The 25,548-nt window shown below is 58.2% G+C and carries 22 protein-coding genes; 11 read left to right on the top strand and 11 right to left on the bottom strand.

Annotation, left to right across the window (positions count from 1 at the left end):
• Window position 1: 1 nt before the first annotated feature.
• The gene (locus DKW72_RS07770; RefSeq protein WP_111641785.1) at window positions 2-1,123 is read right to left on the bottom strand and encodes an efflux RND transporter periplasmic adaptor subunit; all 1,122 of its coding nucleotides are present in this window, start codon (window positions 1,121-1,123) and stop codon (window positions 2-4) included.
• Between the two features lie 209 nt (window positions 1,124-1,332).
• Here DKW72_RS07770 and imuA point away from each other — a divergent pair, with 209 nt between their 5' ends.
• From imuA to DKW72_RS07715, 11 genes are all read left to right on the top strand, one after another.
• Complete coding sequence (imuA, locus tag DKW72_RS07765) at window positions 1,333-2,010, top strand: translesion DNA synthesis-associated protein ImuA (RefSeq protein WP_157960433.1); 678 nt, start codon at window positions 1,333-1,335, stop codon at window positions 2,008-2,010.
• A 2-nt stretch (window positions 2,011-2,012) separates the two neighbouring features.
• Entirely contained in the window at window positions 2,013-3,284 is a 1,272-nt protein-coding gene (locus tag DKW72_RS07760) for a Y-family DNA polymerase (RefSeq protein WP_111641783.1), read from the top strand.
• Between the two features lie 8 nt (window positions 3,285-3,292).
• Complete coding sequence (locus tag DKW72_RS07755; protein ID WP_111641782.1) at window positions 3,293-6,367, top strand: error-prone DNA polymerase; 3,075 nt, start codon at window positions 3,293-3,295, stop codon at window positions 6,365-6,367.
• 295 nt (window positions 6,368-6,662) lie between these two features.
• The gene (locus DKW72_RS07750; RefSeq protein ID WP_111641781.1) at window positions 6,663-7,217 is read left to right on the top strand and encodes an NAD/FAD-utilizing enzyme; all 555 of its coding nucleotides are present in this window, start codon (window positions 6,663-6,665) and stop codon (window positions 7,215-7,217) included.
• 72 nt (window positions 7,218-7,289) lie between these two features.
• Window positions 7,290-8,651 carry a c-type cytochrome gene (locus tag DKW72_RS07745; RefSeq protein ID WP_111641780.1) on the top strand — a complete coding sequence of 454 codons (1,362 nt, stop codon included), beginning with the start codon at window positions 7,290-7,292 and terminating at the stop codon, window positions 8,649-8,651.
• Window positions 8,652-8,664: 13 nt separating this feature from the next.
• Entirely contained in the window at window positions 8,665-10,431 is a 1,767-nt protein-coding gene (locus tag DKW72_RS07740; protein WP_111641779.1) for a cytochrome c oxidase subunit I, read from the top strand.
• Complete coding sequence (locus DKW72_RS07735) at window positions 10,428-11,114, top strand: cytochrome c oxidase subunit 3 (protein WP_111641778.1); 687 nt, start codon at window positions 10,428-10,430, stop codon at window positions 11,112-11,114. The genes DKW72_RS07740 and DKW72_RS07735 overlap by 4 nt, the downstream gene beginning before the upstream one ends.
• A complete protein-coding gene (locus tag DKW72_RS07730) occupies window positions 11,111-11,791 on the top strand; it encodes a cytochrome c oxidase subunit 3 (protein ID WP_111641777.1) in 681 nt (226 codons plus the stop codon). The genes DKW72_RS07735 and DKW72_RS07730 overlap by 4 nt, the downstream gene beginning before the upstream one ends.
• Window positions 11,792-11,802: 11 nt before the next feature.
• Window positions 11,803-12,120 (top strand): cytochrome C oxidase subunit IV family protein, encoded by a 318-nt coding sequence (locus DKW72_RS07725; protein WP_111641776.1) that lies wholly within the window; start codon window positions 11,803-11,805, stop codon window positions 12,118-12,120.
• A 20-nt stretch (window positions 12,121-12,140) separates the two neighbouring features.
• On the top strand, window positions 12,141-12,797 hold the full coding sequence (locus DKW72_RS07720; RefSeq protein WP_157960432.1) for an SCO family protein: 657 nt from the start codon (window positions 12,141-12,143) through the stop codon (window positions 12,795-12,797).
• Window positions 12,798-12,871: 74 nt separating this feature from the next.
• Window positions 12,872-13,537: a hypothetical protein gene (locus tag DKW72_RS07715; RefSeq protein ID WP_111641774.1), complete on the top strand. Its 666-nt coding sequence runs from the start codon at window positions 12,872-12,874 to the stop codon at window positions 13,535-13,537.
• Here the strand turns inward: DKW72_RS07715 and DKW72_RS07710 are convergent, their stop codons facing one another.
• From DKW72_RS07710 to DKW72_RS07665, 10 genes are all read right to left on the bottom strand, one after another.
• Window positions 13,538-14,734 carry a hypothetical protein gene (locus DKW72_RS07710; protein WP_111641773.1) on the bottom strand — a complete coding sequence of 399 codons (1,197 nt, stop codon included), beginning with the start codon at window positions 14,732-14,734 and terminating at the stop codon, window positions 13,538-13,540.
• Between the two features lie 208 nt (window positions 14,735-14,942).
• Complete coding sequence (rimO, locus tag DKW72_RS07705) at window positions 14,943-16,262, bottom strand: 30S ribosomal protein S12 methylthiotransferase RimO (RefSeq protein ID WP_198411268.1); 1,320 nt, start codon at window positions 16,260-16,262, stop codon at window positions 14,943-14,945.
• A gap of 60 nt (window positions 16,263-16,322) precedes the next feature.
• Window positions 16,323-17,141 (bottom strand): alpha/beta hydrolase, encoded by an 819-nt coding sequence (locus DKW72_RS07700; RefSeq protein WP_111641771.1) that lies wholly within the window; start codon window positions 17,139-17,141, stop codon window positions 16,323-16,325.
• A 3-nt stretch (window positions 17,142-17,144) separates the two neighbouring features.
• Window positions 17,145-17,987, bottom strand: a complete 843-nt coding sequence (locus DKW72_RS07695; protein ID WP_111641770.1) for an ATP-binding protein — start codon at window positions 17,985-17,987, stop codon at window positions 17,145-17,147.
• Complete coding sequence (locus tag DKW72_RS07690) at window positions 17,988-18,392, bottom strand: CrcB family protein (protein ID WP_111641769.1); 405 nt, start codon at window positions 18,390-18,392, stop codon at window positions 17,988-17,990.
• Window positions 18,389-18,793: a fluoride efflux transporter CrcB gene (crcB, locus tag DKW72_RS07685; RefSeq protein WP_198411266.1), complete on the bottom strand. Its 405-nt coding sequence runs from the start codon at window positions 18,791-18,793 to the stop codon at window positions 18,389-18,391. Before crcB ends, DKW72_RS07690 begins: the two co-directional genes overlap by 4 nt.
• A 382-nt stretch (window positions 18,794-19,175) precedes the next feature.
• Window positions 19,176-19,793, bottom strand: a complete 618-nt coding sequence (locus tag DKW72_RS07680; RefSeq protein ID WP_111641767.1) for a hypothetical protein — start codon at window positions 19,791-19,793, stop codon at window positions 19,176-19,178.
• Window positions 19,794-19,843: 50 nt separating this feature from the next.
• Complete coding sequence (locus tag DKW72_RS07675; protein WP_111641766.1) at window positions 19,844-20,455, bottom strand: hypothetical protein; 612 nt, start codon at window positions 20,453-20,455, stop codon at window positions 19,844-19,846.
• Window positions 20,448-21,638: a Wadjet anti-phage system protein JetD domain-containing protein gene (locus DKW72_RS07670; protein WP_111641765.1), complete on the bottom strand. Its 1,191-nt coding sequence runs from the start codon at window positions 21,636-21,638 to the stop codon at window positions 20,448-20,450. The genes DKW72_RS07675 and DKW72_RS07670 overlap by 8 nt, the downstream gene beginning before the upstream one ends.
• Window positions 21,638-25,261, bottom strand: a complete 3,624-nt coding sequence (locus DKW72_RS07665) for an ATP-binding protein (RefSeq protein WP_111641764.1) — start codon at window positions 25,259-25,261, stop codon at window positions 21,638-21,640. Before DKW72_RS07665 ends, DKW72_RS07670 begins: the two co-directional genes overlap by 1 nt.
• Window positions 25,262-25,548: the final 287 nt, after the last annotated feature.

Here is a 25,548-nt window from a genome sequence, read left to right as displayed (position 1 = left end):
GTTACTGGTTGCGCGGACGGGGATCGACGTCCGCCGAGGGCGCCATGTCACCATTGTCGCTGATCGCGACCGGTGCCTGATTGCGCAGCTTGAGCAGACCGGAGGTGGCGACCTTGTCGCCCTGCTCCAGACCCTCGAGCACTTCCACCAGGTCGCCCCGTCGCTCTCCGGTACGCACAAAGCGCTGGCTGACCCGCTCAGTGCCTTCGTCGTCTTCCCGAATGATATAGACCGAATTGCCGTAGGGATTAAACTGTACCGCTGTCTGGGGAATGATATTCACGACTCGCGGCTCACCCATAGTGACCACCGCGCGCCCGAACATGCCGGGGCGCAGCTTGTGATCGGGGTTTGCGAGGGTCGCCTGGGCGGTAAAGGTCCGGGTCGACTCACTCATGGCCGGTTCGATGGCAGTAATCTCGCCTTCGAAATACTCATCCGGGTAAGCATCGATGCTAACGCTGACCGGCTGTCCCGGTTGAATTTCTGCCAGACGGCGCTCAGGTAGCGTGAAGTTCAGGTAAATGGGATCCAGAGCCTGAACAGAAACCACTGCGCTGCCGGGGGACACATACTGCCCCAGGTTGACCTGACGAATCCCTGAAATACCGTCGAAGGGGGCGCGAATGGTTTTTTGACGAATCCGGGCCTGCTGGGCTCGCACCGAAGCGCTGGCCTGAGCAGCCTCACTCTCGCGCCGCTGCAGCTCGGACTGGGAAATATTGCCTTCACGATACAGGCGCTGGTAGCGATCCAGCTCGACCTTGGTGAGACTTTCAGCCGCTTTCAGCCGATCCAGATCGGCTTCGTCAGTCTCAATATCCAGGGATACCAGGCGTTGGCCCTCGGTCACCTCATCCCCATTACTGAAGTGGATACCGGTGACAATACCGCCGACCTCGGTGGTCAGGTTGGCGCCGTTAATGGCCCGAAAACTGCCGACTGCCGAAAGCTCCCGACTCCAGCGATCCTCCAAAACCTCGGCGGCGGTAATTGTGGCGGTTTCCTCCGGCATATTGTCGAAGAAATCGTTGATCATATGGTTGATAAAGGCTTTGAAACTGAAAATGCCGCCAAAGATCACGCCGACGATAGCCAGCATTATGATCATGCGTTTGGTCATTGGATGGTTCTCCCTGAATGTTGACAGGCCACAAGACATAGCCGCTGCGGGCTCTATACGCACAGCCCCCGAAATTCGATGACCGCAAAGTTTACCGAACCTATGTTCAAGATGATACGGAGGTTACAACTTATTACAGAATGTTCATGGGTTGCGCTCTGACTCCAGGGGAGTATACTGTTTTTATATACAGTATTCGAGAGGTTTCCATGCTGTCCTTCGATCACCCCCTGATCGCCCGCGGTTTTCAGCGCCCTCTGGCACAGAGCACGCCCCTGACGAGCGGTTATCCGGCGCTCGATCAGGCGCTCGGCGGCGGCTGGCCGGCGACCGGCGTCGGGCTGGTGGAGACGCCTTTGGGCATCGGCGAGTTGCGCTTACTGCTGCCCCTGGCGCAACAGGTCACACAGGAACACTGGCTGGCACTGATCAACCCGCCCCACCCTTTACAGAGTGACGCCTGGCAGCACGCGGGGGTCGATCTGGAGCGGTTGTTGTTGATTCACACCGAGAGCGGTAAAAAGCAGCTTTGGAGTGCCGAACAATGCCTGAAAAGCGGGCTTTGCCGCCTGGTGATCACCTGGTGCGACCGGCTCACAGTCACCCACATCAAACGCCTGCAACTGGCTGCCAGTGAAGGTGATGCACTCCTGTTGGTACTGCGCTCGCCCCACGCCCGGGGCGGCGCCCTGCCCGTGCACCTGCGCCTGCAACTGCGTGCCCATGCCCGCGGCGTACAGGTAGCGGTGCTCAAACAGCGCGGAGGTTGGCCGGTCCCCGCCTTTGTGGTGGCGATGCACACCCACTGGCCCGACCTGGTGGTGCCCGAGCGGGCGCCCAATATCACTCCCTTTGTGCGCCAGCCGGCCGCCCGTCACGCCGGTTAACCATGCAGTGGCTGTATCTGTATTTTCCCGCACTCACGGCGCTGGCAGAGGCTGAAGCCGATGCCGCGCTGCGTGATCGCGCGCGTCTGCTGTACCGCACCAGCGCCGACATCAGCCTGCATCCTCCGGCGGGACTCTGGCTTAAACTGAAGGCCATGCGCCGGCTCTACCCGGACCTGCGGGTTTATTGGGCCGCCCTTGCCGAGCAACTGGAAACGCTCAGGGATGAACAGGGCTACCACTATGCCCCCGGCGCAACGCCGTTGGCCGCGCGCTTGCTGGCCCTTACCGGCTACAACCACTGGCCCGCTTCCGCCGAGCCTCTGAACGAGGCCCTGGCCGCCTGCCCACTGGTGTACACCGACCTGAGCGACAAGGTCCAAACCCAGTGCCGGCGCTTGGGCCTGACCGGTGTGGGCGAACTGAGCGCGATGCCCCTGAAAGCCCTGGCCCGGCGCTTTGACAGCCAGAGCGTCCACTACATCGGGCGACTCACCGGACAGTTGAAACATCCGCTGGCTTTTTATCAACCGGAAGATCAGTTTGCCGAAACCCTCGACCTCTATTACGAAGTCAGCCTGAGTGACCGCCTGATGGCACCCATTGATACCTTGCTGGCAAAGCTGGAAAGTTTTTTGCGCCGCAGGGACAGCGCCGTGCAGCAGCTCACACTACAGCTCTGGCTGCGCGATCAACCGCCGGAGCGCCTGCAGGTGGGCGCCGCCGAGGGTCTGTACCGGGTCGACGACTGGCATACTTTGCTGGCACTGAGCTTGACGGAGAAACCGCTGGCCGCACCGGTGTATGCCCTCGGACTCTACGCCGACAGGCTCTGCCCGCAACAGGGCAGCTCGCAGGATTTGCTCGCCGGACGGCGCAACCGACAGTCGGCCGCGCAACTGGTCAATGTGTTACAGGCCCGACTGGGGCGCGCGGCGGTGCAACAGTGCAGTTGCGCCAATGAGCATCGCCCGGAGTATGTCAGCAGCACACGCCCGGCCCTTACGCCCGAAGCGACAGCGCCTTTGCCCGACACCAGGGCGCTGCGCCCGACCCTGTTGCTGCCGAAACCGCAAGCCTTGGCCCAGGCCCCGGACATCATTCACGGCCCGGAGCGGATCACCACTGGCTGGTGGGACGGCGCGCTGGTGGTGCGCGACTATTATGTCGCCCGGCGCCGGGATTCGCGCGAGCCCGGTCAGTGGTGTTGGGTGTACCGGATACCCAACAGCGCCGAGCGTCACCGCTGGTACCTGCACGGTTATTTCAGTTGAGGTGATCGATGGCCTACGCCGAACTCTTTTGCCAGAGTAATTTTTCCTTTCTCGAAGGCGCCTCTCACCCGGAAGAGTTGATTGCCCAGGCCGCGCATTTGGGTTACAGCGCCCTGGCGATCACCGATGAATGTTCTGTGGCCGGGGTGGTGCGCGCGCACACGGCCATGCGCGAACAAAAGCTGTCCATCAAGTTGATTGTCGGTAGCCTGTTGCGCCTGGATGCGTTGACACTGGTGGCACTCTGCCCCGACCGCACCGCTTACGCTGAACTCTGCCGGGTGATTACCCGCGCACGCCGGCGCAGTGCCAAGGGCGACTATCAGCTCGATCCCTGGGACATCCGCACCCTTAAACACTGCCTCCTGCTCTGGTTACCCAGCGGTGATACCGAGGCTGATCAGGATTGGGCAACGCAATTGTGTCGCGATCACCGGACACGCCTGTGGATCGGCTGCCAACGTCATTTGGCCCCGGGGGAACATCACTACCAGGCCCACTGCGAACAGCTGGCACATCAGTGGGACTTGCCCATCAGCGCCTGTGGCGGGGTCTTGATGCACAGTCCGGCACGCTTGCCTTTGCAACAGTGTTTGCGCGCGACCCGCTTGGGCGTAACGGTTGCCGATGCCGGGCGCGCACTGCTGGCCAATGCCGAGCGCAGCCTGCGCACCCTGCATAAACTCAACCGGCTTTTTCCCGCCACCTGGATTGCCCAAAGCGAAACCATTGCCGAGCGCTGTCAGTTTTCGTTGAGTGAGCTGCGCTATGACTACCCCGCCGAACTGGTGCCCGGCGGCACAACCCCCTTTGAGCACCTATGCGCACTGGTCGAACAGGGAGCGCGCAAACGTTTTCCTGAAGGTGTCAGCACGGACATTCAAACACTGATCGATAAAGAGCTGGGCCTGATTGACGAACTCGGCTACGCACATTTTTTCCTGACCATTCACGATCTGGTGATGTTTGCCCAGCAGCGCAATATTCTTTACCAGGGGCGCGGCTCGGCCGCCAACTCGGTAGTGTGTTACTGCCTGGAAATTACCGCCGTGGATCCACGCTGCATTCAGGTTTTGTTTGAGCGTTTTATTTCCAAAGAGCGGAACGAGCCACCGGATATCGATGTGGATTTTGAGCACCAGCGGCGCGAAGAAATCATTCAGTACATTTATCACAAGTACGGGCGTGAACGTGCGGCTCTGGCCGCCACCGTCATCTGCTACCGTTTTAAAAGTGCTTTTAAAGATATCGGTAAAGCCCTGGGCTACCCTCTCGCGCAATTGACCGAATGGCAGGCGCAGATCAACCGGCGCGACGACGGTCATCACTGGCAAGCACAGCTGGCCGACACCGGTGTCGATATCAACAGTCCGCGCTTTCAACAATTCAGTCTACTGGTGGATACCCTGCGCGGTTTTCCCCGGCACCTGTCCCAGCATGTGGGCGGCTTTGTGATTTCCGCCGGACCACTGCATGAACTGGTGCCGGTGGAAAATGCCAGCATGGCCGAGCGCACAGTGATCCAGTGGGACAAGGACGACCTGGAAAGCCTGGGGCTGCTTAAAGTCGATGTGCTGGCCCTCGGAATGCTGTCGGCCATTCGGCGCTGTTTTGATCTGGTCCGGCAACAGGGCGGGCCGTCACTGACGCTCTCGGGTATAACCCGGGCCATGGATGACCCGGCCGTCTACGCGGACATCCAGCGGGCCGATACTGTGGGCGTCTTTCAAATCGAATCCCGCGCCCAGATGTCGATGTTGCCACGCCTGCGCCCGGCCTGTTACTACGACCTGGTGATTCAGATTGCCATTGTTCGGCCCGGCCCGATTCAGGGTGGCATGGTGCATCCCTATTTACAGCGCCGTCGGGGCGAGGAGGCGGTGGACTACCCTTCCGATGCCGTGCGCGGCGTGCTTGAGCGCACCCTGGGCGTGCCCATCTTTCAGGAGCAGGTGATCCAGTTGGCGATGGTGGCCGCCGGTTTCAGCGGTGGCGAAGCGGATCAGTTGCGCCGGGCCATGGCCCGCTGGAAAAAGAACAGCCAACTGACGCCCTTTCGGGACAAGCTGGTCAACGGCATGCGCGCCCGGGGGTACAGCCTCGATTTTGCCGAACGCATTTTTCAACAGATCTGCGGTTTCGGCGAGTACGGTTTTCCCGAGTCCCACTCGGCCAGCTTCGCGCTGCTCGCCTACGCCTCGGCCTGGTTGCGTCACTATTATCCGGCGGCATTTTACTGCGCACTGCTCAACAGTCACCCCATGGGTTTTTACAGCCCGTCACAGCTGGTTCAGGATGCCCGCCGCCACGACGTGACCGTACTGCCAGTGGATATCAACGCCTCTGACTACGAGCACAGCCTGACCGATCGGGGCGAGCTGCGCCTGGGGTTCCGATTGGTTTCCGGCCTGTCCCGGGAGGCAGCCCAGGTGCTGGTCAACGCCCGCGCCCAGACAGCGGGCGGCTGCTTCACCGGTATCAGCGCGCTGAGTGCCCTGCCCCTGGGCCAACACAACCGGGAGGCACTCGCCAGCGCCGGAGCACTACAAAGCCTGAGCGATAACCGCTACCAGGCGCGCTGGCAGCTGATGGATGACCTGCCGGGGTTGCCGCTGTTTCAGCAACAACTGGCCGAGGAGCCGGGCAGCTACCTGCCCCGCCCTTCGGAGCTGGATAACCTGGTCGAAGACTATGCCGCAACCGGCCTGACCCTGAACCGCCACCCCATTCGCATTCTCGCCGATGCCGACCTTCTCGGGCACTACACACCCGCCGAAGCGCTGGCGCACTGTCGCCACAAAGCTCTGGTGACCGTGGTGGGCGTGGTCACCGGTCGCCAGAGCCCGGGCACGGCCGGCGGAGTGACGTTCATCAGCCTGGAGGACGACACCGGCACCAGCAATATCGTGGTCTGGAAGGCCACAAGCCGGGCGCAAAAATCCGCCTTTCTCAATGCCCGGCTACTGAAGGTTCACGGCATTGCCGAGAAGGAGGGTGAAGTCATCCATATCATCGCCGGGCGCCTGGAAGATATCAGTCACCGGCTGTCCGAGCTCCAAGCCAAGGCGCGGGATTTTCACTGACGCACAATTCATCTGTATTGCTTGTAAAGATCGCGGTTAAACGAATTTTAAATAAACAGCTATTTTGATAGCGCTTAAAAAGCTTAAAAATAACGTACGCCTAAAATAACACGGGTTTTAATCGTGTTTCTTCATCAAAAAGAATTCTCATAGACATTAAAGTTATTTTTGATTCATTCGCTTTGTCGCCTCCGTCAGGACCGCCAAGATACTCCCAATCAAGCTGCTACAATGGGTATAACCGGGATAGTTGTTACACCTTTTACACACATACTAAGCAAAAATAGGTGAGCCAATGAAACGACACTTCTACGTCAGTAATGACCTGGATGACCTGGAGCAGCTCGAGAAGGATCTTGAAAGTCGGGATATCAGTCGCCCACAAATTCACGTGCTCAGTAATAACGATGCCGAGCTGGAAAAGCACCACCTGCATCAAGTAGAGTCACTACTGCGAAAAGATGTCGTTCACACCACCAAGATTGGCGCACTGGTAGGCCTTGTGGTCGCCATTTTGATTCTCGGAGGCAACTACCTGCTTGGCCTTGCGGAAGGTTATCTCTGGATTCCCGTTATCTTCCTCGCCATCATCATGCTCGGCTTTTGCACCTGGGAAGGCGGACTGATTGGCATCGAACAGCCCCACCACGAATACAAGCGCTTTCAAAAGCTGCTTGAACACGGGAAGCACCTGCTGATCGTCGACGTCTCCCCGGAACAGGAAGATGTACTGAGTCAGACCATGAAAGAACATCCGCATGTCAAAGCGGTGGGGCTTGGTGAAGATGTCCCCAATTGGGTCGTGGGCATGCAAAAACAGTGGTATAAATTTACCCACTGGGCACCCTGAACAAAAAAATCTGAGCCGGGTCGATACCCGGCTTTTGTGTGAGACTACAATAACAAGTCGGAGCAGGACACTATGGTACTGGTAGTCATTCTTGTCTTACTGGTCTTGGGGACTGTCATTTTTCACTTCGCGAGCCCCTGGTGGTTCACACCACTCGCTTCCAACTGGGGTTCGATTGACACCACCATCAATATCACTTTCTGGATCACGGGCCTGGTTTTTGTCGCGGTCAACCTTTTCATGGCCTATGCGATATTTAAATTCAAGCACAAAAAAGGTCAGAAATCCCACTACGAGCCGGAAAACAAAAAGCTGGAAATTTGGCTCACGGGTATTACCGCTTTGGGTATTGCGATCATGCTCGCCCCCGGCCTGTTTGTCTGGGCCAGCTTTGTCAAGGCGCCGAGCGACGCTCAGCAGGTCGAAGTCGTGGGCAAACAGTGGCATTGGATGTATCGCTTTCCCGGCGAGGACGGCGAGCTAGGGCGCACCGACCCGCGTTTTGTCAGCGAGCACAACCCCTTTGGTCTCGACCCTCAGGATCCCGCTGGCCAGGATGACATTCTGGTATTCAGCAATATTCTTCACTTGCCGGTCGGTCAACCCCACAAATTCTGGCTTCGCTCCCAGGATGTCCTGCACAACTTTGCCGTGCCCCACTTCCGCGCCAAAATGGACCTGGTGCCCGGCACTGTAACCCGTATGTGGCTGGAACCGACCCGCACCGGCACCTTTGATGTGGTGTGTATGCAACTGTGCGGCACCGCCCACCACGCCATGCGCGGCAAGGTCGTCGTTCAGGAGCAGGAAGACTTTGACCAGTGGCTGGCCAGCCACCCCACCTTTGCCGACACCCAGAGCCGTGCTTACCGCGGTGACCAAGACATCGGCCGAGCACTCTATGCCACCTGTGCCTCCTGCCACGGCCAACAGGGTGAGGGAAATCAGGGGCTCAATGCGCCGCGAGTCGCGGGGCTGGATCAGTGGTATCTCGAACGACAACTGGCCTATTACAAAGACCGTGTGCGTGGTTATAACGATGGCGATACCTACGGTCAGCAGATGGCAGCCATGATGGCCGTACTGCCCGACCGCCAGGCCATTCGCAACGTCAGCGCGTACATGGCGGCTATGCCGGAGACTCAGGTAACACCCACCATCACCGGCAATACCGCGCGTGGTGAGCGCCTGTACCGAAACTTCTGCAGCGACTGCCACGGCAGCGATGGTTCCGGGAACTACCACACCAACGCGCCGCGTATCAGCGGTCAGCAGGACTGGTATCTGGAGCGGCAGGTCACCTACTTCCGCGACGGTATTCGCGGTCTGCACCCGCAGGATTCCCACGGCAACCAGATGGTCATGCTGGTGCAGGGGCTGCGCGACGAACAGGCCATCCGGGATGTGGTGGCCTATATCAACACCTTGGATTAATGGGAAGACCGTTATGAATCACATTGCATTCGCCGATCAGCCCCAGGAATCCATGCACCATCCCCAGGGCTTTTTCAGCAAGTACGTCTGGAGTCTCGATCACAAAGTCATTGCCATCCAGTATGGCGTCACCGCGATCATGGTCGGTGTGCTCGCGCTGGTACTTTCGGGTTTGATGCGCCTGCAGCTGGGCTTTCCCGATACCTTTTCCTTTATCAATCCCAACACCTATCTGCAGTTCATGACCATGCACGGCATGATCATGGTGGTATACCTGCTCACCGCGCTGCTACTTGGCGGCTTTGGCAACTACCTGATTCCGCTGATGGTGGGCACCCGGGACATGGTATTTCCTTATCTCAACATGCTCAGCTACTGGACTTACCTGCTGTCCGTTATCGTTCTGATGGCGAGCTTTTTTGTCCCTGGCGGGGCCACGGGGGCCGGGTGGACACTCTACCCGCCCCACACCCTGTTGCCCGGCACGCCCGGGCACGAGCTCGGTATCATCATGATGCTGGTGTCTTTGGGCATCTTCATTGTCGCGTTCACCATGGGTGGCCTCAACTATGTCACCACCATCCTCCAGGCACGCACCAAAGGCATGAGCCTGATGCGCATGCCCCTGACCCTGTGGGGCATTTTCACCGCATCGCTGATGGGCCTGCTGGCATTCCCGGCGCTGCTGGTCGCGGCGATCATGATGATGCTCGACAAGCTGGCCGGCACCAGCTTTTTTATGCCGGCATTGATGTCCATGGGTGAAGCCATCGACCACTCCGGTGGCAGCCCACTGCTATACCAACACCTGTTCTGGTTCTTTGGCCACCCGGAAGTGTATATCGTCGCCCTGCCCGCCTTCGGTATGGTGTCCGACGTGCTTGCCACTCACGCGCGTAAAAACATCTTTGGTTACCGCATGATGGTGTGGGCGATTGTGATCATCGGCGGTTTGAGCTTTGTGGTCTGGGCGCACCATATGTACGTCAGTGGGATGAACCTGTCTTTCGGGTTCTTCTTTGCCACCACGACGTTAATTATCGCCATACCCACGGCCATCAAGGTCTACAACTGGGTGCTGACGCTCTGGCGCGGCAACCTGCACATGACCGTACCCATGCTCTTTGCTATCGGCTTTATCTTCACTTTCACCCACGGCGGCTTGAGCGGTCTGTTTTTGGGTAACGTCGCCATTGACGTGCCCCTGGCCGACACCTACTTTGTGGTGGCCCACTTCCATATGGTGATGGGCGTATCCACTGTGATGGTCTTGTTCGCCGCCATTTACCACTGGTATCCGCTGATCAGCGGGCGCATGTTCAATACCGCCCTGGGTAAGTGGCACTTTTGGGTCACTTTTGTCGGTACCTATACCACCTTCCTGCCCATGCACTACCTGGGCTTTCTCGGGCTCCCCCGGCGCTACTTCTCCATGGGCGAAGCGGCCTATGTACCCGAGTCAGCCCACAGCCTTAACGCCGGCATCAGTATCTCAGCCATCATTGTCATGCTGGCCCAACTGCTCTTCATTGCCAACGTGATCTGGAGCCTGAAAAAAGGGCCCAGGGCCGGACACAACCCCTGGGGTGCCACCAGTCTGGAATGGCAGACGCCAGATGTCCCGCCCAAGCACGGCAACTGGGGCGAGAAAGTCCCTGAGGTGCATCGCTGGGCTTACGACTACAGTGTGCCGGGTGTAAAAGCCGACTTTATTCCACAGAATATGCCGTCAGAGGCCGTGGAAATGGAAGATGATTCGCCCCAGGGGGAACGCTCATGAGCTTGATTGCGAAACTCACCGAAAAATCCTGGGAACCTGCGCACACCGGCGTTATGCATGCTGGGCCTGGACAGCCGCAGACGTCGAAGAAAATCGCCCTGGGTATTTTTATGGTCATCATCAGTGTGCTGTTTACACTGTTCTTTCTGACCTTTATCACCCACTCCCAGTATCCTGGCTTTCAGGCGCTGGCGGCGGAACCCTGGTCGCCCTTCTACAACACCGGTCGGCTGTGGATGAACACCGCGCTGCTGGTGGGTGCGAGTGTCGCAATTCACGCGGCATTGATCAGCGCACGTCGCGGCGCACAGGGGCCGACCTTGATTGCCTTGGTGATCACGCTGTTCTTCAGTGCCCAATTCGTCATCGCTCAGATCTGGCTCTGGCGTCACCTGACCGGCATGGGTTACGGCTTTACGACCAATCCCGCCAACAGCTATTTTTATCTGCTCAGCGCCATTCATGCCCTGCACTTGCTCGGTGGTGTTGCGGTATTGGTGCGCGCCACATGGCTTAATTGGCAAGGCACCGCCCTCGCGCGCAGCGCCCAGAGTATCAAGCTTTGTGCGAGCTACTGGCACTACCTGCTCGCCTTGTGGTTGGTACTGTTCGCGCTGATGACCGCCAGTCCGGAAACCTATAACACCATTGCCGCCTTGTGTGGCCTGGAGGTGGATCTATGAGCGACGCCAAACCCACGGTAGCGGGCACCGGGGACAGCTGGTCCGGTCTGGTTTCGGACTTTTCCGCCGACAAGGAAACTTTCCCCATTCCGTGGGGCAAGTTGATGATGTGGATCTTCCTGATTGGGGACACCTTCATCTTCGGCATATTCCTGATAGCCTACATGGCTGTGCGCATGTCGGTAACCGATCCCTGGCCGGACACCGTTGAGCTGTTTGCCATGACCATCGGCGGCACCACGTTTCCCCTACTGCTGATTGCGATCATGACCTTTATCCTGATCACCAGCAGCGGCACTATGGCCATGGCCGTGAACTACGCCTATCGGGGCGACAAGCGTAAGACTGTCCTGTTTATGGCGCTCACCGCCGTGATGGGTTTGGTGTTTGTCAGTCTGCAGGCCTACGAGTGGGCCAAGCTGATTTTTGTCGACGGCATCCGCCCCTGGGGCAACCCGCTGGGCGCCAGCCAGTTTGGTGCCATCTTCTTCATGATCACCGGCTTTCACGGCCTGCATGTGCTCGGCGGTGTGATTTACATTGCCCTTGTCGCGCGCAAGGTGCACAAGGGCCACTACGAGAAGAAGGGCTATTCCATCGTCGAAATTACGGGCCTGTACTGGCACTTTGTCGATCTGGTGTGGGTCTTCATTTTTGCCTTCTTCTATCTTTGGTAACGGGGGTTGTTATGAGTGAATCCGGTCAACACCATCCCTCTATCGGGCTGTTTATCAAAGTCTGGATACTGTTGTTCGTTTTAAGTTTCTTTTCCTATCTGGTGGAGTACTATCACCTCGAAGGTATGCTGCGCTGGTCTCTGATCATTCTGTTTATGATTCTCAAAGCAGCGGTGATTGTGGCGGTATTTATGCACTTCATGTGGGAGCGGCTTTCGCTACAGCTGTCACTGGTGTTGCCGCCCCTGGCGCTGCTGGTGTTGGTCGCCATTCTCGCCATTGAGGGCAACTACACCTATGTAACCCGACTGATGTTTTTTACCCAATAGCTTCCTGAATAATGCGAGCGATGAGCCGAAGAACCCGCCTGATTGTGACCCTGTTGATCGCCTTCTTGGCGGTCAGCCTGGTGGCTTCGCTCTATGCCCTGCGCCTGCCTTTACAGGCACCAAACATTCAGGGGGTTCTGATCCTCGATACCCAGCCCTTACCAGCGTTTGAACTACAGGACCATGGCGGCCGTTCCTTTGTTAACGCCGACCTCAAAGGTCGCTGGCACCTACTGGGTTATGGATACACCTATTGCCCGGATATATGCCCGATCACCCTGAGCCTGCTCGCGGACGTCCGCCGCCAGGCGCAGGCTCAGGGCCAATTTACTGATCTGGGTCTGCTCTTTTATACCGTCGATCCCGAGCGGGATACGCCCGAGCGCCTGGCAAAGTACGTGCGCCATTTTGATCCGGACATGCACGGCCTGGGAGGCGTCAACCCGGATACCCGGGAGCCTTTCGAGCGCGGCATGGGTATACTCTGGGAGATTCCCGAGCCGAGGGACGAACACTACCTGGTCAATCACGGAGTCATGATCTACCTGCTTAACCCCGAGGGCGAGCTACAGGCGGTCTTTACTCCCGATTACAATGACCGGGGCATGTTTTACTTTTCAGCGGAGCAACTGTTTGAAGACTATCTCGCGGTGCGCGGCTACGCGCTTGAACACTGAGCGTTTTTGGCAAAACCGGCGTTGACGCATACAATGACAGGGACCCAGTGATTGTAGACCGAAGGCTCAATGTGATGTTTGCACCGCTAATCGCCCTGCTTAACACCCTTATTCCCATCATTGCCGTCGTCGGTGCCTACCTGATCGCCATTCACCAGGAGGTGGCGGTGGCCTGCATCCCCCTGTGGGAGGGTTGCACTTCCATCAGCCGTGCAGCCCGCTACGGCGATGCGCTCTTCTGGTTTCGCGGCTTCATGATGCCCCTGAGCATGCTGATGGTGATTTACTGGATCTATCAATGGCACTGGCTCAATGAGCTGGCTGGGAAGCGAATACGACACCACGTCATTTTGGCTCTCTCGATCATCTCTGCCCTTGCGCTGGTGCTCTACGCCAATTACCTGGGGTCAGAGGGTGATTTCTACCGCTTTATGCGCCGTACCGGCGTGATTTTCTATTTTTCCTTTGCCGCACTCGCGCAATTGATGACTTTGCAGTCCTTGCACAGTGCCGACCGGGTTTTCGGCCCTTACGTACAACGACTGCTGCGGGTGCAGTTTGCACTGGTATCAGCGCAGTGGGTTATCGGATTGAGCTCGCTCTGGGTCAACCTTGCGGAACCCAGCTGGAGCTTTGAAGGTGAAAATGTCGTGGAATGGAATTTTGGCTGGGCGATGGTGAGTTTTTACGCCGTGAGTTTCTGGCTCTGGCGGGCCTTGCCCCCCAAAGCCCTCCGCTAGTCACTTCGGGGCAAGTGCTGCCAGCAGCTTTTCCTTGAGGCGGGCCCGGGCCTTGTGGCGCATCGAGCGCTGCAGACGTTGCAGCACGCTGCCGTAATCCCGCACCAGACTCATAAAAAAATCACTCGCCCCCGCGCCTTTTTTGCGCGCCGGAATAAACTGCTCATCGACAGGGGCAAACGCCTCCGGCGTCGCGCGCACCTCAGGATTGATCACCCGCAGCTGACGCTCAGCGCTACCTTCAAGCCAACCCCGCAACTGATCGTTGAGTGCCTTGTCGCCAAAGCCGTAACCAATAGCGTAAAGCTCCCGCACCTGGGTCAAGGCTTCGGCCATCAGCGGGTTCAGATCCGGGCCATCACCAAACTGCTTGCGCCAGGTATGGCCAGTGCCCTCCTCGTCCTGCCACAGGCACTCATTGGCAACCACACCACCCTGCTCAAGCGCCAGGGTTTGCGTGACTGTATTGAGGTGCAGCAGCCCGTCGAGAAACGTCTCCGGCGTTTTACTGTTCGATGCGAGTTTATAGTAACGCGCCGACATCTCGGGCGAGTACTCCGCAAAGATATCGAGCGAACCGTTCAGCTTGACCAGATTGATGCCACTTTCACCCGGCCCGAAAAAATCAGCCGTCGCCTCAGCGCCATCCCAGGTGCCAAACTCCAGGGTGCGCCGCTCAGCGGCACCGCCCACACTCAATTCAGTACCGTCCACAAAGCCGGTCTTGAGCGGAATAAACTGCTCCGCCGCCAACAACTCCAGCAGACAATCCTGATTGGTCGTGAATACCCACAGCGGGTGGTTCTCGGCGACCAGGTGCTTGATGCCAGTAAAATCCCTGAGCACTACCCGGGCATAGTGACTGTTCTTGATCTGCCGCTCCAACAACAACCCGTACAACACCTGCCGCACAAACAGCGCCGACCGCCGCCAGGCGTCTTCCGCCTGCGCCTCATTATCGGCACGGGCATCCAGCTGGGCCAACAAGTCCTCATAACCCTGGGTGCGATCCGCCAGCCATGCCTCCATCAGCGCCACCACCGGGCGCGGCCAGGCCACCCCCTGCTCGGCCCACGCCTCGTTATGCGCGGCCAACCGCTCGGGCGTCAACCACAAACGCAACTCCGCCCCCAACTCTTCCGCCAGCGGCAAACCACACTCGTAGGATGCCCCCGCACCGATCAACAAAGCCTGCATAAAACACTCTCACCCAACAAAATTAATTTTATCGTTCCAGGAAAGTAAAGCCAAAACCGCAGTACGCACAAGTCGTTTGCGAGCGGGGGTACTTCCGGGACTGTAGGAGGCAGGACGCCGACTTCAAGCGTACAAGGACGTATTCACAGCGTGTCCCGGAAGTACCTCCGCTCGCAAACGACGTCTACGCTGGAGAGACGAAATAAAATTAAACCACCGAACCCCAAAGATCGTATTCGTCGGCGGCTTCAATTAAAACATTGACTCGCTCGCCTACTTTTACCGTGGTTTCCCCATTCAGGTAAACCAGGCCGTCGATTTCCGGGGCATCGGCGTAACTGCGGCCGATAGCACCCTCGTCATCGACCTCATCAATGAGTACTGTCAGCACCTTGCCTACGCGCAGTTTCAGGCGCTCGGTCGAAATCCGCTGCTGCACTTGCATAAAGCGATCAAAACGTTCCTGCTTGATGTCCTCTGGTACTGGATCAGGCAAGTCATTGGCCCGTGCACCGTCTACCGGTGAATATTGGAAACAACCGACGCGATCCAGTTGTGCTTCTTCCAGGAAGTCCAACAGCATCTGGAAGTCTTCTTCGGTTTCGCCCGGGAAGCCGACGATAAAGGTCGAGCGGATCACCAGTTCCGGTACCTGCGCCCGCCAGTTGCGAATCCGCTCCAGAACCTTATCCACTTGTCCTGGGCGACGCATCAGTTTGAGGATGCGGGGGCTGGCGTGCTGAAAAGGAATGTCCAGGTACGGCAGAATTTTGCCTTCGGCCATCAATGGAATGGCGTCGTCCACATGGGGATAGGGATACACGTAATGCAGACGCACCCAGACGCCCAGTTCTCCCAGGGCCGAGGCCAGCTGTAGCATATTGGTTTTGAGGGGGCGGCCTTCCCAGAAGTCGGTGCGGTATTTGATATCCACGCCGTAGGCGGAGGTGTCCTGGCTGATCACCAGCAGCTCCTGCACCCCCGCCTTGACCAGGCGCTCGGCCTCGCCCATCACCTGGCCTATCGGACGACTGACCAGCTTGCCGCGCATATCCGGGATGATGCAGAAGGTACAGGTGTGATTACAGCCTTCGGAAATCTTCAGGTAGGCGTAGTGGCGCGGCGTCAGTTTGATGCCCTGGGGCGGCACCAGATCCAGGTAGGGATTGTGATCCTTCTTGGGGGGCAGGTGTTGATGCACCTGCTCCAGCACCGCCTCGTAGGCATGGGCACCGGAAATGCCCAGCACCTGCGGGTGAATTTCGCGGATCTCATCCTCTTTGGCCCCCAGGCAGCCGGTCACCAGGACTTTGCCGTTCTCGTTCAGGGCCTCGCCGATGGCGCCCAGGGACTCCTGCACCGCACTGTCGATAAAGCCGCAGGTGTTGACGATCACCATATCGGCGTCGTCGTAGCGCGGCACGATGTCGTAGCCTTCAGTGCGCAATTGGGTCAGGATACGCTCGGAATCCACCAGGTTCTTCGGGCAACCCAGGCTGACAAAGCCGATGGTGCGGGAGTCTTTCATAAATAACGCCATTCTTGAATCGTGAGGGCGCTATTGTAGGGGCTTAGGCCTCGCTTTGCATCACCGACCGAGCACCTCGGTGAGAAAGGCGTCCAGCCCGGGAATATAGGTCTCCCGGGAGCGCAGGAAGCCGTGGTTGTGATCGCCCCTGATTGCCAGAAAGCGCTTGGGCTCAGATGCGGCGTCGTAGAGCGCCCGACCATGGCGCTCGGGGATGATCTCGTCGTCCGGACTGTGGACCACCAGAACCGGGGCTTCGACCTCAGCAAGCGCCGCCCGGGCGTCATAGCGGTAACGGGTGAGCCAGCGCACCGGTAAGAAGGGATAGAGATCGGCACCAATATCGGGAACGGAGGTAAAACCGGATTCGAGAATCAGGCCCCCGATAGGCTGCCCACGGGCGGTCTCGGCGGCCACGGCCGCCCCCAGGGAGCGACCGAAGAAGATCAGACGCTCCGGCGCTTCGTCCCGTTCGCTCAAGAGGTAGTCAAAAGCCGCCTGCCCGTCCCGGTAAAGGCCCCGCTCGCTGGGGCGGCCACTGCTCTCGCCGTAACCGCGGTAATCGACAATCAACACGTTCAGCGCCAAATCGTGGAAAATCTGCAACGAGTCCAGACGATGGGAGATATTGCCGGCATTGCCGTGGAAAAACAGCAGGGTTCCGCGGGCCGAGGGCGCAGGAAGATACCAGGCATGCAGGCGCTCGCCGTCTTCCGTTTCCAGGCGCACGTCCTCATAACCCAGCCCGATAGCCGCCGGACTGGCCGCAAGAGTGCGGCTGGGAATGTGAATCATGCAGCCCTGCAGGGCCCAGACCAGTACCACCAGCGTGGCATAGGCCACCCCCGCGGTCAGCAACCAACGTCCGAGGCGTTGCATCACCTAGGCCTCGACATCGTCCCGGGCGAACTGCCAGGCCACCCGGCCGCTGCGCGCCCCCCGGGTCCGGTGCCAGAGCAGTGCCCGCGCTCGGGTGTCGTCATTCCACTGGCCACCGAGTGCCTCGACCCAATAACGGGCCGCGGCCAGGTAGTCATCCTGGGAGAACGGATAAAAGCTCAGCCAGAGGCCGAAACGCTCAGACAGCGAGACCTTTTCCTCAATACTGTCATTGGGCCGCACCTCGCCGTCTTCATAGAGGACGTCGAGGTTTTCCCGCATCTTCTCGGGCAGCAGATGGCGGCGATTGGAGGTCGCGTAAAAGAGCACATTGGCCGACGGGGCGGCAATGGAGCCATCGAGTGCAGACTTGAGGGCCTTGTAGCCGCTCTCCCCTTCCTCAAACGAAAGGTCATCACAAAACAGGATAAAGCGCTCGTCCCGCTCCTCGATCAACTCAAGAATGTCGATCAGCGACAGCAGATCGGTTTTATCCACTTCGATCAACTTCAGACCCTGGTCGCGAAAGTGGTTCCAGCAGGCTTTGATGAGCGTGGATTTACCCGTGCCGCGGGCCCCGGTCAGAAGGACGTTGTTCGCGGGCTTGCCCTCGACAAAGCGTTGGGTATTGCGCAGGATCGCCTTTTTCTGCTCATCGATATTGTGCAAAGCGTCGAGCGCGATCTCGTGGGGATGACGTACCGCCTGCAGGTAACCGCGCCCATTCTCACGCCGCCAACGGAAGGCATCCGCCTGCCAGTCCGGTTCGGGCGCCACGGGAGGCAGGAGTGCTTCGGCCCGCCCGAGAATCTGTTCCAGTCGATCCAATGCGCGCTCAAATGACATTTAACCGTTCACCTCTGTTGTTGTTCGATCGAGTCGGCTGCCCCAGTGCCAACCCACCCAGACGGCCAATAGGCATAGAGTAGCCGTTGCCAGCAGATTTAGCAGCCCCAGCCACAGGTTGGTTTGCAGCAGCGCCAGACTCTGAACACTGAAAATGGAGAAGGTGGTAAACCCGCCGCATACGCCGGTCATCCAGAATTGCCGCCAGCGACTGCTTACCACGAAGCGACCACCGGTGGCCGACAGCGCGGCCACGACCCCGATGAGCAGTGAGCCGAGGGTATTGACCGCCAGCGTGTCCCAGGGAAATGCCTGCGGCCCCATGCGCATCGATAGATCGGCCAGCATAAATCGGGCGCTGCCGCCAAGGGCGCTTCCCAGGGCGATCCAGAGCGCCAGGGTCATAACCACACCCCCGCCAGTGTTCGGCCCAGGTATACCCCCAACAGACAAAGCAGCAGACTGCCCAGCAGGTTGGCAGCGACGCCCAGCCAGTTGCCGCTCCGACCCAGAGCCAGAGTTTGCAAGGCGAAGGACGACACCGTGGTGTAGCTGCCGCAAAAGCCGATCAGAAGGAGCAGTTGAAGTTCAGCGGACCAGGCCGCAAGGCGCACACTCAGGCCGATCAGCAGCCCCGCCAGAATCGCTCCGGTGACATTGACCACCAGCGTGCCCCAGGGAAAACCGCGCCAGGCGCGCCACTTCTCAGCCTGATGCTGAACCGCCGTGGACACCCAATAACGCAGCACCCCGCCGAGAGCACTGCCCGCGGCGACGGCGAAAATATTGAGCCAATATTGGGACACCACAAGCCCTTATGCGCGGATTGAATCGAATCGGATGGGTTGTAACCGAGTATAAAGCGGCGAAAGACGGAAGACAAAGTCGGGCTTGCTGCCATTTTGTCGGATTACGCGCTCCGCGCTAATCCGACCTACTGAAACCAACGTGCCATTGCCCCGAGTAGGTCGGACCAGAGCACCGTTGTTCGAGTAGGTCGGATTAGCGAAGCGTAATCCGACAATGAGGCACCCAACCCAAGACAGAGCACCAATGTCCGAGTAGGTCGGATTAGCCGCAGGCGTAATCCGACAGTGAAGCACCCAACCCAACACAGAGCACCAATGTCCGAGTAGGTCGGATTAGCCGCAGGCGTAATCCGACACCTGAGGCACCCAACCCCAACGCTTACCAGTTATAACGATAACCGATCGTCGTGGTCTTGCTCATCTCGCGATCGTAATACGACAGACTGAAACGGTGCCGCTCCCAAGCCCACATCGCAGCTTCAAGGCTCACCACACGGCTCAACTCATCCTCGGCATAGTCGGTATAACCAACGCCCAGCTCTAACGTATTCGGTACGAGCCAAAGGCGAAGATCGACACCATAGGTGAGTGAGTTGAAGCTTTCCGAGTAACAAAAATTGCCTGAACAGGCCTCAGCCTCAACGCCGGCCCAACCAATATGAGGCACCAGATCCACGGTATTTAATTGAAACGGGAAGTGCAGACTCAGGGTTGCAATCGTATCCGTGATCTCTGTTCTGTTGCCGGAATTGCTCATCGCCAGACTCGAAAAGGACACCGCGGCGTTATCACTGAACTGGTAGCTGCCAAAAATGTCCGCAACACCAAGCTCTTCGTAGACCTCGTTGTCCACCAGAACCTGTTGTTCCAGGTCCGCCGAGCCGATCTCAATGCCCAAAAAGGTATAGGAGAAGTTGGTGGCATATTGCGCGCTAGCGGTCAGCGGTGCGCACGCGAGGACGACTGTGGCCATCATGGCCGGAATCAATTTGTGCATTTTCAGCTCCTTTAAAAGATCGCGCATTGTACGAGGTTTGAGCCAAGTCTTCACCACTGAAAGCTATACCCGACTTCCCACGTATGACTTTCACGATCTTCTCGGTAGCGCCCGTGAAAGCGGTGCTGGCGATCCCACCAGTAAGCGACTCCGCCATCAGCCCAAGGGTTGATAAACTCAGAGGTGTAGTCCGTATAGCCCCCAAACAACTCCCAACGCCCAGGGACCACCCATAGACGACCCTCAACCCCGACCATCAGAGCATCATCGCTGGTGCGTGCGCAAAGATTCCACTGGCAGGTCTCGGCCTCAGAATAGCTATAACCTACCTTAGGAATGATCACCAACTCATTGATAGAGAAAGGAAACTTTACAAATGCCGTGCTGTTCAACACACTCACATCAACACCGTTTCGGTCAGCGGTCTCGACCCGAGTAGAGAAGCCGACAACCGCATTGTCCAGCACCTGAACGCTGGCATCCAGCTCCGCCGACAGCAAGCTGTCAAAGCGCTCCGCGCGATACATCAACGGGCGATCGAGAGACACCCGCCCCAGACTGATCCCAACCTGAGTGTGAGAAAAAACCGGCTCAGCGGCCACGGGTGCCATCGCCCCGATCCCCACCAACCACAGCCCCACAAAGCCCAGCAATTTACGCATAGTCATCACCTGCATCATCTATCAAGGGTAAGTCTAGCAGCTCATGGGTCACGGCTTCCTGGTCGACAAAGCGGCCATGCCTTGCGAGTGCCGGGATCAATTCATTGTCTGTATAGGCACAGCCTGATGCACTAAAACTGCAGACCTGGTTTTCCTTGCCCGCATCGTCCGGCCGATGACCCCGCCCGGCCCGAATTTCCGCCAACATCGGGCTGTAACCAGGTCGCCAGGCCTCAAGTTCAGGAAAGCGCAGACGCAAAGCGCTCAGTATCGCAAGGCCTGAGTAATCCAAATCACCCCAAAACGTCATGTGCAAAGAACGTGACGAGGCGTTAAACCAATGTGTCTCAAAGTCATCCCGTTGGCTGAAGTCGCCGCTGTAACTGAAATCCACAATGGGTCTCTCCCTGATACGCTCTGCCGCACCGGTAAAGCCGTGGCTATACACCAGGTGTGCCCTCAAACGTTGGGCGTAGGACTTGAGGTGGAGAAAGCTGTCCTGATTTTCTATGATCAAGACCGTTTGAGCCCGCGCCACCAAATGCGCGGAACACAGTATCGGCCGGGGGACAATACAGGTATTCAGAACAGGGAATTTCGCGAGCAACCAGCGCTGGCGCAAAGGCCTGTCAAGGTACTTGGAGTCTCCCGCAAACAACTGTGCGCTCAGCTGACGCCAAGTCAAGCGTGTGCTTTCGGGCAGATCGGCAAGCGCGGACAACGCTGCCAAGACCACCTCCGGCGAATAGCCGAGGTCCGCCCATGGCAGCTCACCCTCGAGCTCGCGCCAATCGGGGGAGTTTTCCCAGTCTCTGACTGCTTTCTGCCAGGCGCTCAGTTCAGCACTGACAACCGGCCGATCAAGCCACTGTCGCAATCTTGCCTCGGCCCCTTCACTGAAGCTGATGGTAAACGGCTGATCAGGCGGGGTGTCAGGCAGCGACTTCTGATTCGATAGCACAAAAAGTCCTGGCGACACCTCAAGCATACACTGCCACAAAAATTCACGCCGTTCAGCGGACAGGTAATCGTAAAGTGACGGAAAGTTAACCGCCGACAATGTGCGCCGAAGGGGTCGGGCCCGATCTGACTCCCTCTGACGTTCAAACTGATTGAGCGCCCACAGACATAGCGCCCGGAAATCGGCAACATCCTCATCCTGCCACCAGACCGGGCGCTGCATCACTCCACCTCGGACAGGAATTCCAGTTCCGCCTGTTGGCGGATGGTACGGCGGTGGTTCGCCATCAGTTTCTCGATCTGCGCCTGATCACAGGTTTGGCGGTCGAGGATCACCCGGCTGTTGAGCTCGCCCACGCGCTCGGCGGTGGGGCATTTGCTGAACACAAACTGGTTGGAGATCAAATCCATAAAGGGGCCGGATTTACTGCTGGGCATAATGAACAACAATTGCAGGCCCAGGCTTTCGGTCAGGTAATTGATCACCTCGCGCGAGCGATGTTCGTCCATCTTGGAGAAGGCCTCATCCACGAGCACCATGCGTAGATGGTTGCTGCCTTCGTTAAAGCGAAACGCCGAGGTAATCGCCGCGCTGCGGATAATGTAGGCCGGGGTTTCCAACTGGCCGCCTGACCCGGTACCGTACTGGCTCAGGGCGATGGGCGGCTTGCCCTCAGGTTCCTTGTAGATCTCGTAGCGACGGTAGTTGCGGTAATCGGACATACGCGTCAGCTCGCGCAGAGCCTGCTGTTCATCGTCGCTGAGCAGCATAGCCATCAGGCGCTCGCGCACCCGCTGGTGTTTGGGCTCCAGGGGAATATCGAACAGGTTGTCGCCCTCGCGCAAGCTGGGATTGTCCATGACCGCCTTGAAAAATTGCCAATACTCTTTGTACTCGGGCACCCAGTCCCAACCGAACCGAAAGCGTTCACGGTCAGCGCCGAAACGATGGTGCTCAAGTTCCGCATTGAGATTTTCCAGGACTTTCTTGCCGTCATTGATGGACTGATAGACCACATGGCACAGATCCGAGACAAATGCGTTGTTAAAGCTCTCCCGCAATGAGCCCAGCTCAGCATGACGCTGCGCAAGAATGTTGTTCTTATGACGGTTGTAGAGGGCATCGTACTGACGCCGCAGATCACACACCGCCGCAAAGTTTTTGCGACTCAGCTCGTCGGTGTAATCCAGCTCGAAGGCCATGGCATCGGCACTGCGACTGAACTGGTTGTGTTGCATCAGGTTCTGTTGCAGCCGATTGAGGCTGGCTTTGAGTTCGCCACTGAGAGTAGGCAGCTGATTTTCGTAGTAGCCGGTATCGCGCAGGTCGTCATCGACGGCCGCCAGACGCGTTTCGCTGTCGAACTCGGGCCAGAGAGCGCCGATGCCTTCCAGTGCAGCTTCGCACTGATCAACCGTCGCGAGGGTGCGATCCTGCTCGCTATCGAGCTGGCGGCATTTGTCATCGACATTGGCCTGCTGCGCCAGAACCTTCACCCGCTCTTCGTTGAGTGCTTGATACTCTTGCAGGCATGCCTTATCCAGGGCTTTCAGCTCTGCCAGTTCCTGCTCCAGGGCTTCACTGTCGCCCAAGTCCAGTTGTTCCAGCTGCTTGTCGATGGCGTCTGACCGACGCTGCGCATCGCGCATGGTCTGTAATTGATCGGCAACCTGCACCGGCTTCAATCGATCCACCGCCTGCACCAAAGCCCGCGTCCGCTGCGCCAGCTCGTCGGCAGCCTGCCACTCCTTCTGTGCCAGTATTAACGCCGCCTGTTTGGCCGCCAGCGCCCGTTCGCGCGCGCCCTGACCGAACACCAGATCGGTATCCGGGATATCACAACGGAACATTGCGTAGTTGCCAGAGCCCATCGCATCGCGCGTAACCCCGCGCCGGACACCGCGCAACGCCTCGGCATCAGACACCTGCAGCACTTGTCCGTAACTGGCTTTGAGATAGTATTCAGCCGTTGCATGACTGAACTGCATCAGGTGAATGACCGAGTCTGCGGGCAAACTGCTCATCCGCTCGCAGTCGCGCCGGGCTTTGTCGCCCTGGATCACCCGGGCTTTACTGCCGCCGGACAGATTGCGCACAAGCCGAATGGCTTCAGCCTCATACTCCGGCTCAACAATGATGCCGAAGCGCGCACCCCCGATATAGCCTTCCAGCGCCGACTGCCAGTCGGGCGCCACAATTTCCACGTAGTCGCACAGTACCCGAGCATCCGCTTGCGGGCACTGTTGTTGAATCGCGGCCAAGGCTGCGCGCACAAACGGCGGATAACTGACCTGTTGCGTGCTCAAGGCGTCGATATCGCGCTGCAGGGCTTCGCTCTGCTTCTGAGCCTGCTCCATCGTCCGTTGACGTTTGCCCGCCTCGGCAGCCAGTTGATCACGTAAACGTTCCTGGCCATCGGCACGTTCGCCGTGAAATGCCGCGGCCAACTGATTGTGCTGCTGCTGTTGCTCACGTGCCTGGCTGAGGGTATCTTCCAGTGGACTCAGATCAATCCAATCCCGATTGAGCAAACCGTGAACATCGATTTTCCGGTCATCAGATGCAACCGATTTAAGCAATTGTTTCAGGTTTTTCTCTGCCAGGGCCGGTATCGCCAGTTCAAGAGACACCTGACTCAGGTGCTGCTGGATTTCGGACGCCGCCTCAGTATGAGCCTGCAATTGCTGGCTCCCGGTCAATAAGTCAGGCACCGACGCATGAATCGCCTTCTCCTGTGCTGCCTTGTCCTTCTCTAACTGATCTTTGTCGCGCAAGGCAGGCACACCCAAACGCCGGGTATTGACGTCGAGAATCTGCGCCTGCAGCTCTTCGCGCCGTTGTTCACACACGGTGACCGCCTGACTGTTGGCCGACAGCTTGTCGCGCAGTTCTTGCTGCAAATTCTTTTGCGTCAGGTAGCGAAACTGGCAGTCATTATAGCGCCGCCGGGCAAGGCCATAATGCGCCAACTGCCATTCGAGCCAGGTCTGGATATAGGTATCGGTGGTGGTCAAGCCCTGCGCCAGGCGCTCTACCGCTTCCTGAATCTGACGGGCGTCCGCCTCCATGGTGTGAATGCGTTTGAGCATCGACGATACGGTACGAATAGCTTCGCCCAGATCCCTCGGCTCGAGCACTTCCGTCGCTACAAACTCGTCGATACCCTTGATGGGTTTGTACGCCATAAAACGCGAAAACGCCCGTGCCGCGTTGATCGCTTCCCGCTCGGAAACAGCATCCTGACGCCCCCGCAGCGCGCCATAAAATCGGCACAGGTAGGATTTTTTCTTGTCGTACTTCTCCACCGCCTGGCTACTGAACTGACGCCGCAACTGGGCATGGACCCGATCGAGCGGCAACACATAGCGCCCGGCTTTGTCTTCTTTAAGCAGGTCGCTCAAGCTCAGGCTGATGTCCGGCAAGATGAAAAACTGGGTGTCGTCCAGACGCGCAACCCGCTGCTGGCCCGCACCTTCGATAAACGCACGCATGCCGATCAAGGCGGTAAAAGGTTGGCCGTCTTCCCCGGGCGTGGGATAAAACACCGCCCCGAGGTAGCCATCACAGCCATCGGGCCGGGCGTAGGCGCCGTCGTCACAACCCAGGACGTAGGACGCAAGCGTACGCACCTGCTTCCCCCCTCGCCCCCGCTGGCTGGATTCGTCCTGGCCGGGGTTAAAGTGAAACAGGCTGTCGTGGGCGGCGGTCATGATGGTCTGAATCGCATCCGCCGCGGTGGTTTTGCCGGACCCATTGCCCCCCGAAAAGAGGTTGATCGGCCCAAACTCACACTCGCTGTTGGGGATGTTGCCCCAGTTGATATAGATAAACTTTTTTAGATACATAAATTTACTTTTAACCTTGGGCGGCTCAGGGGATGGGTAGAGGGGTGTGGGACATGCCGTGAACCCATCCCCTCTCCCACCAACGGTGGATTCGTTCAAACTCACAAGTATCTGACCGGAAAACAGATCAGCATCTATCAAATATCAAGCCTGATAGTCGCGACATACTCCAACCTACTCCAGAGAAATAGCGAGTTGAAAAGAGCATCGAGATCAACCGGCCGGCAGAGGGCTTGGGGGTAAGGGGTGCGGGACTGTAGGAGGCATGGATGCCGACTTCAAGCGTA

The organism is Marinimicrobium alkaliphilum, assembly GCF_003259155.1.
GTDB classification, from domain to species: Bacteria; Pseudomonadota; Gammaproteobacteria; order Pseudomonadales; family Cellvibrionaceae; genus Marinimicrobium_A; species Marinimicrobium_A alkaliphilum.
This window is presented reverse-complemented; position numbering and strand designations above follow the sequence as displayed.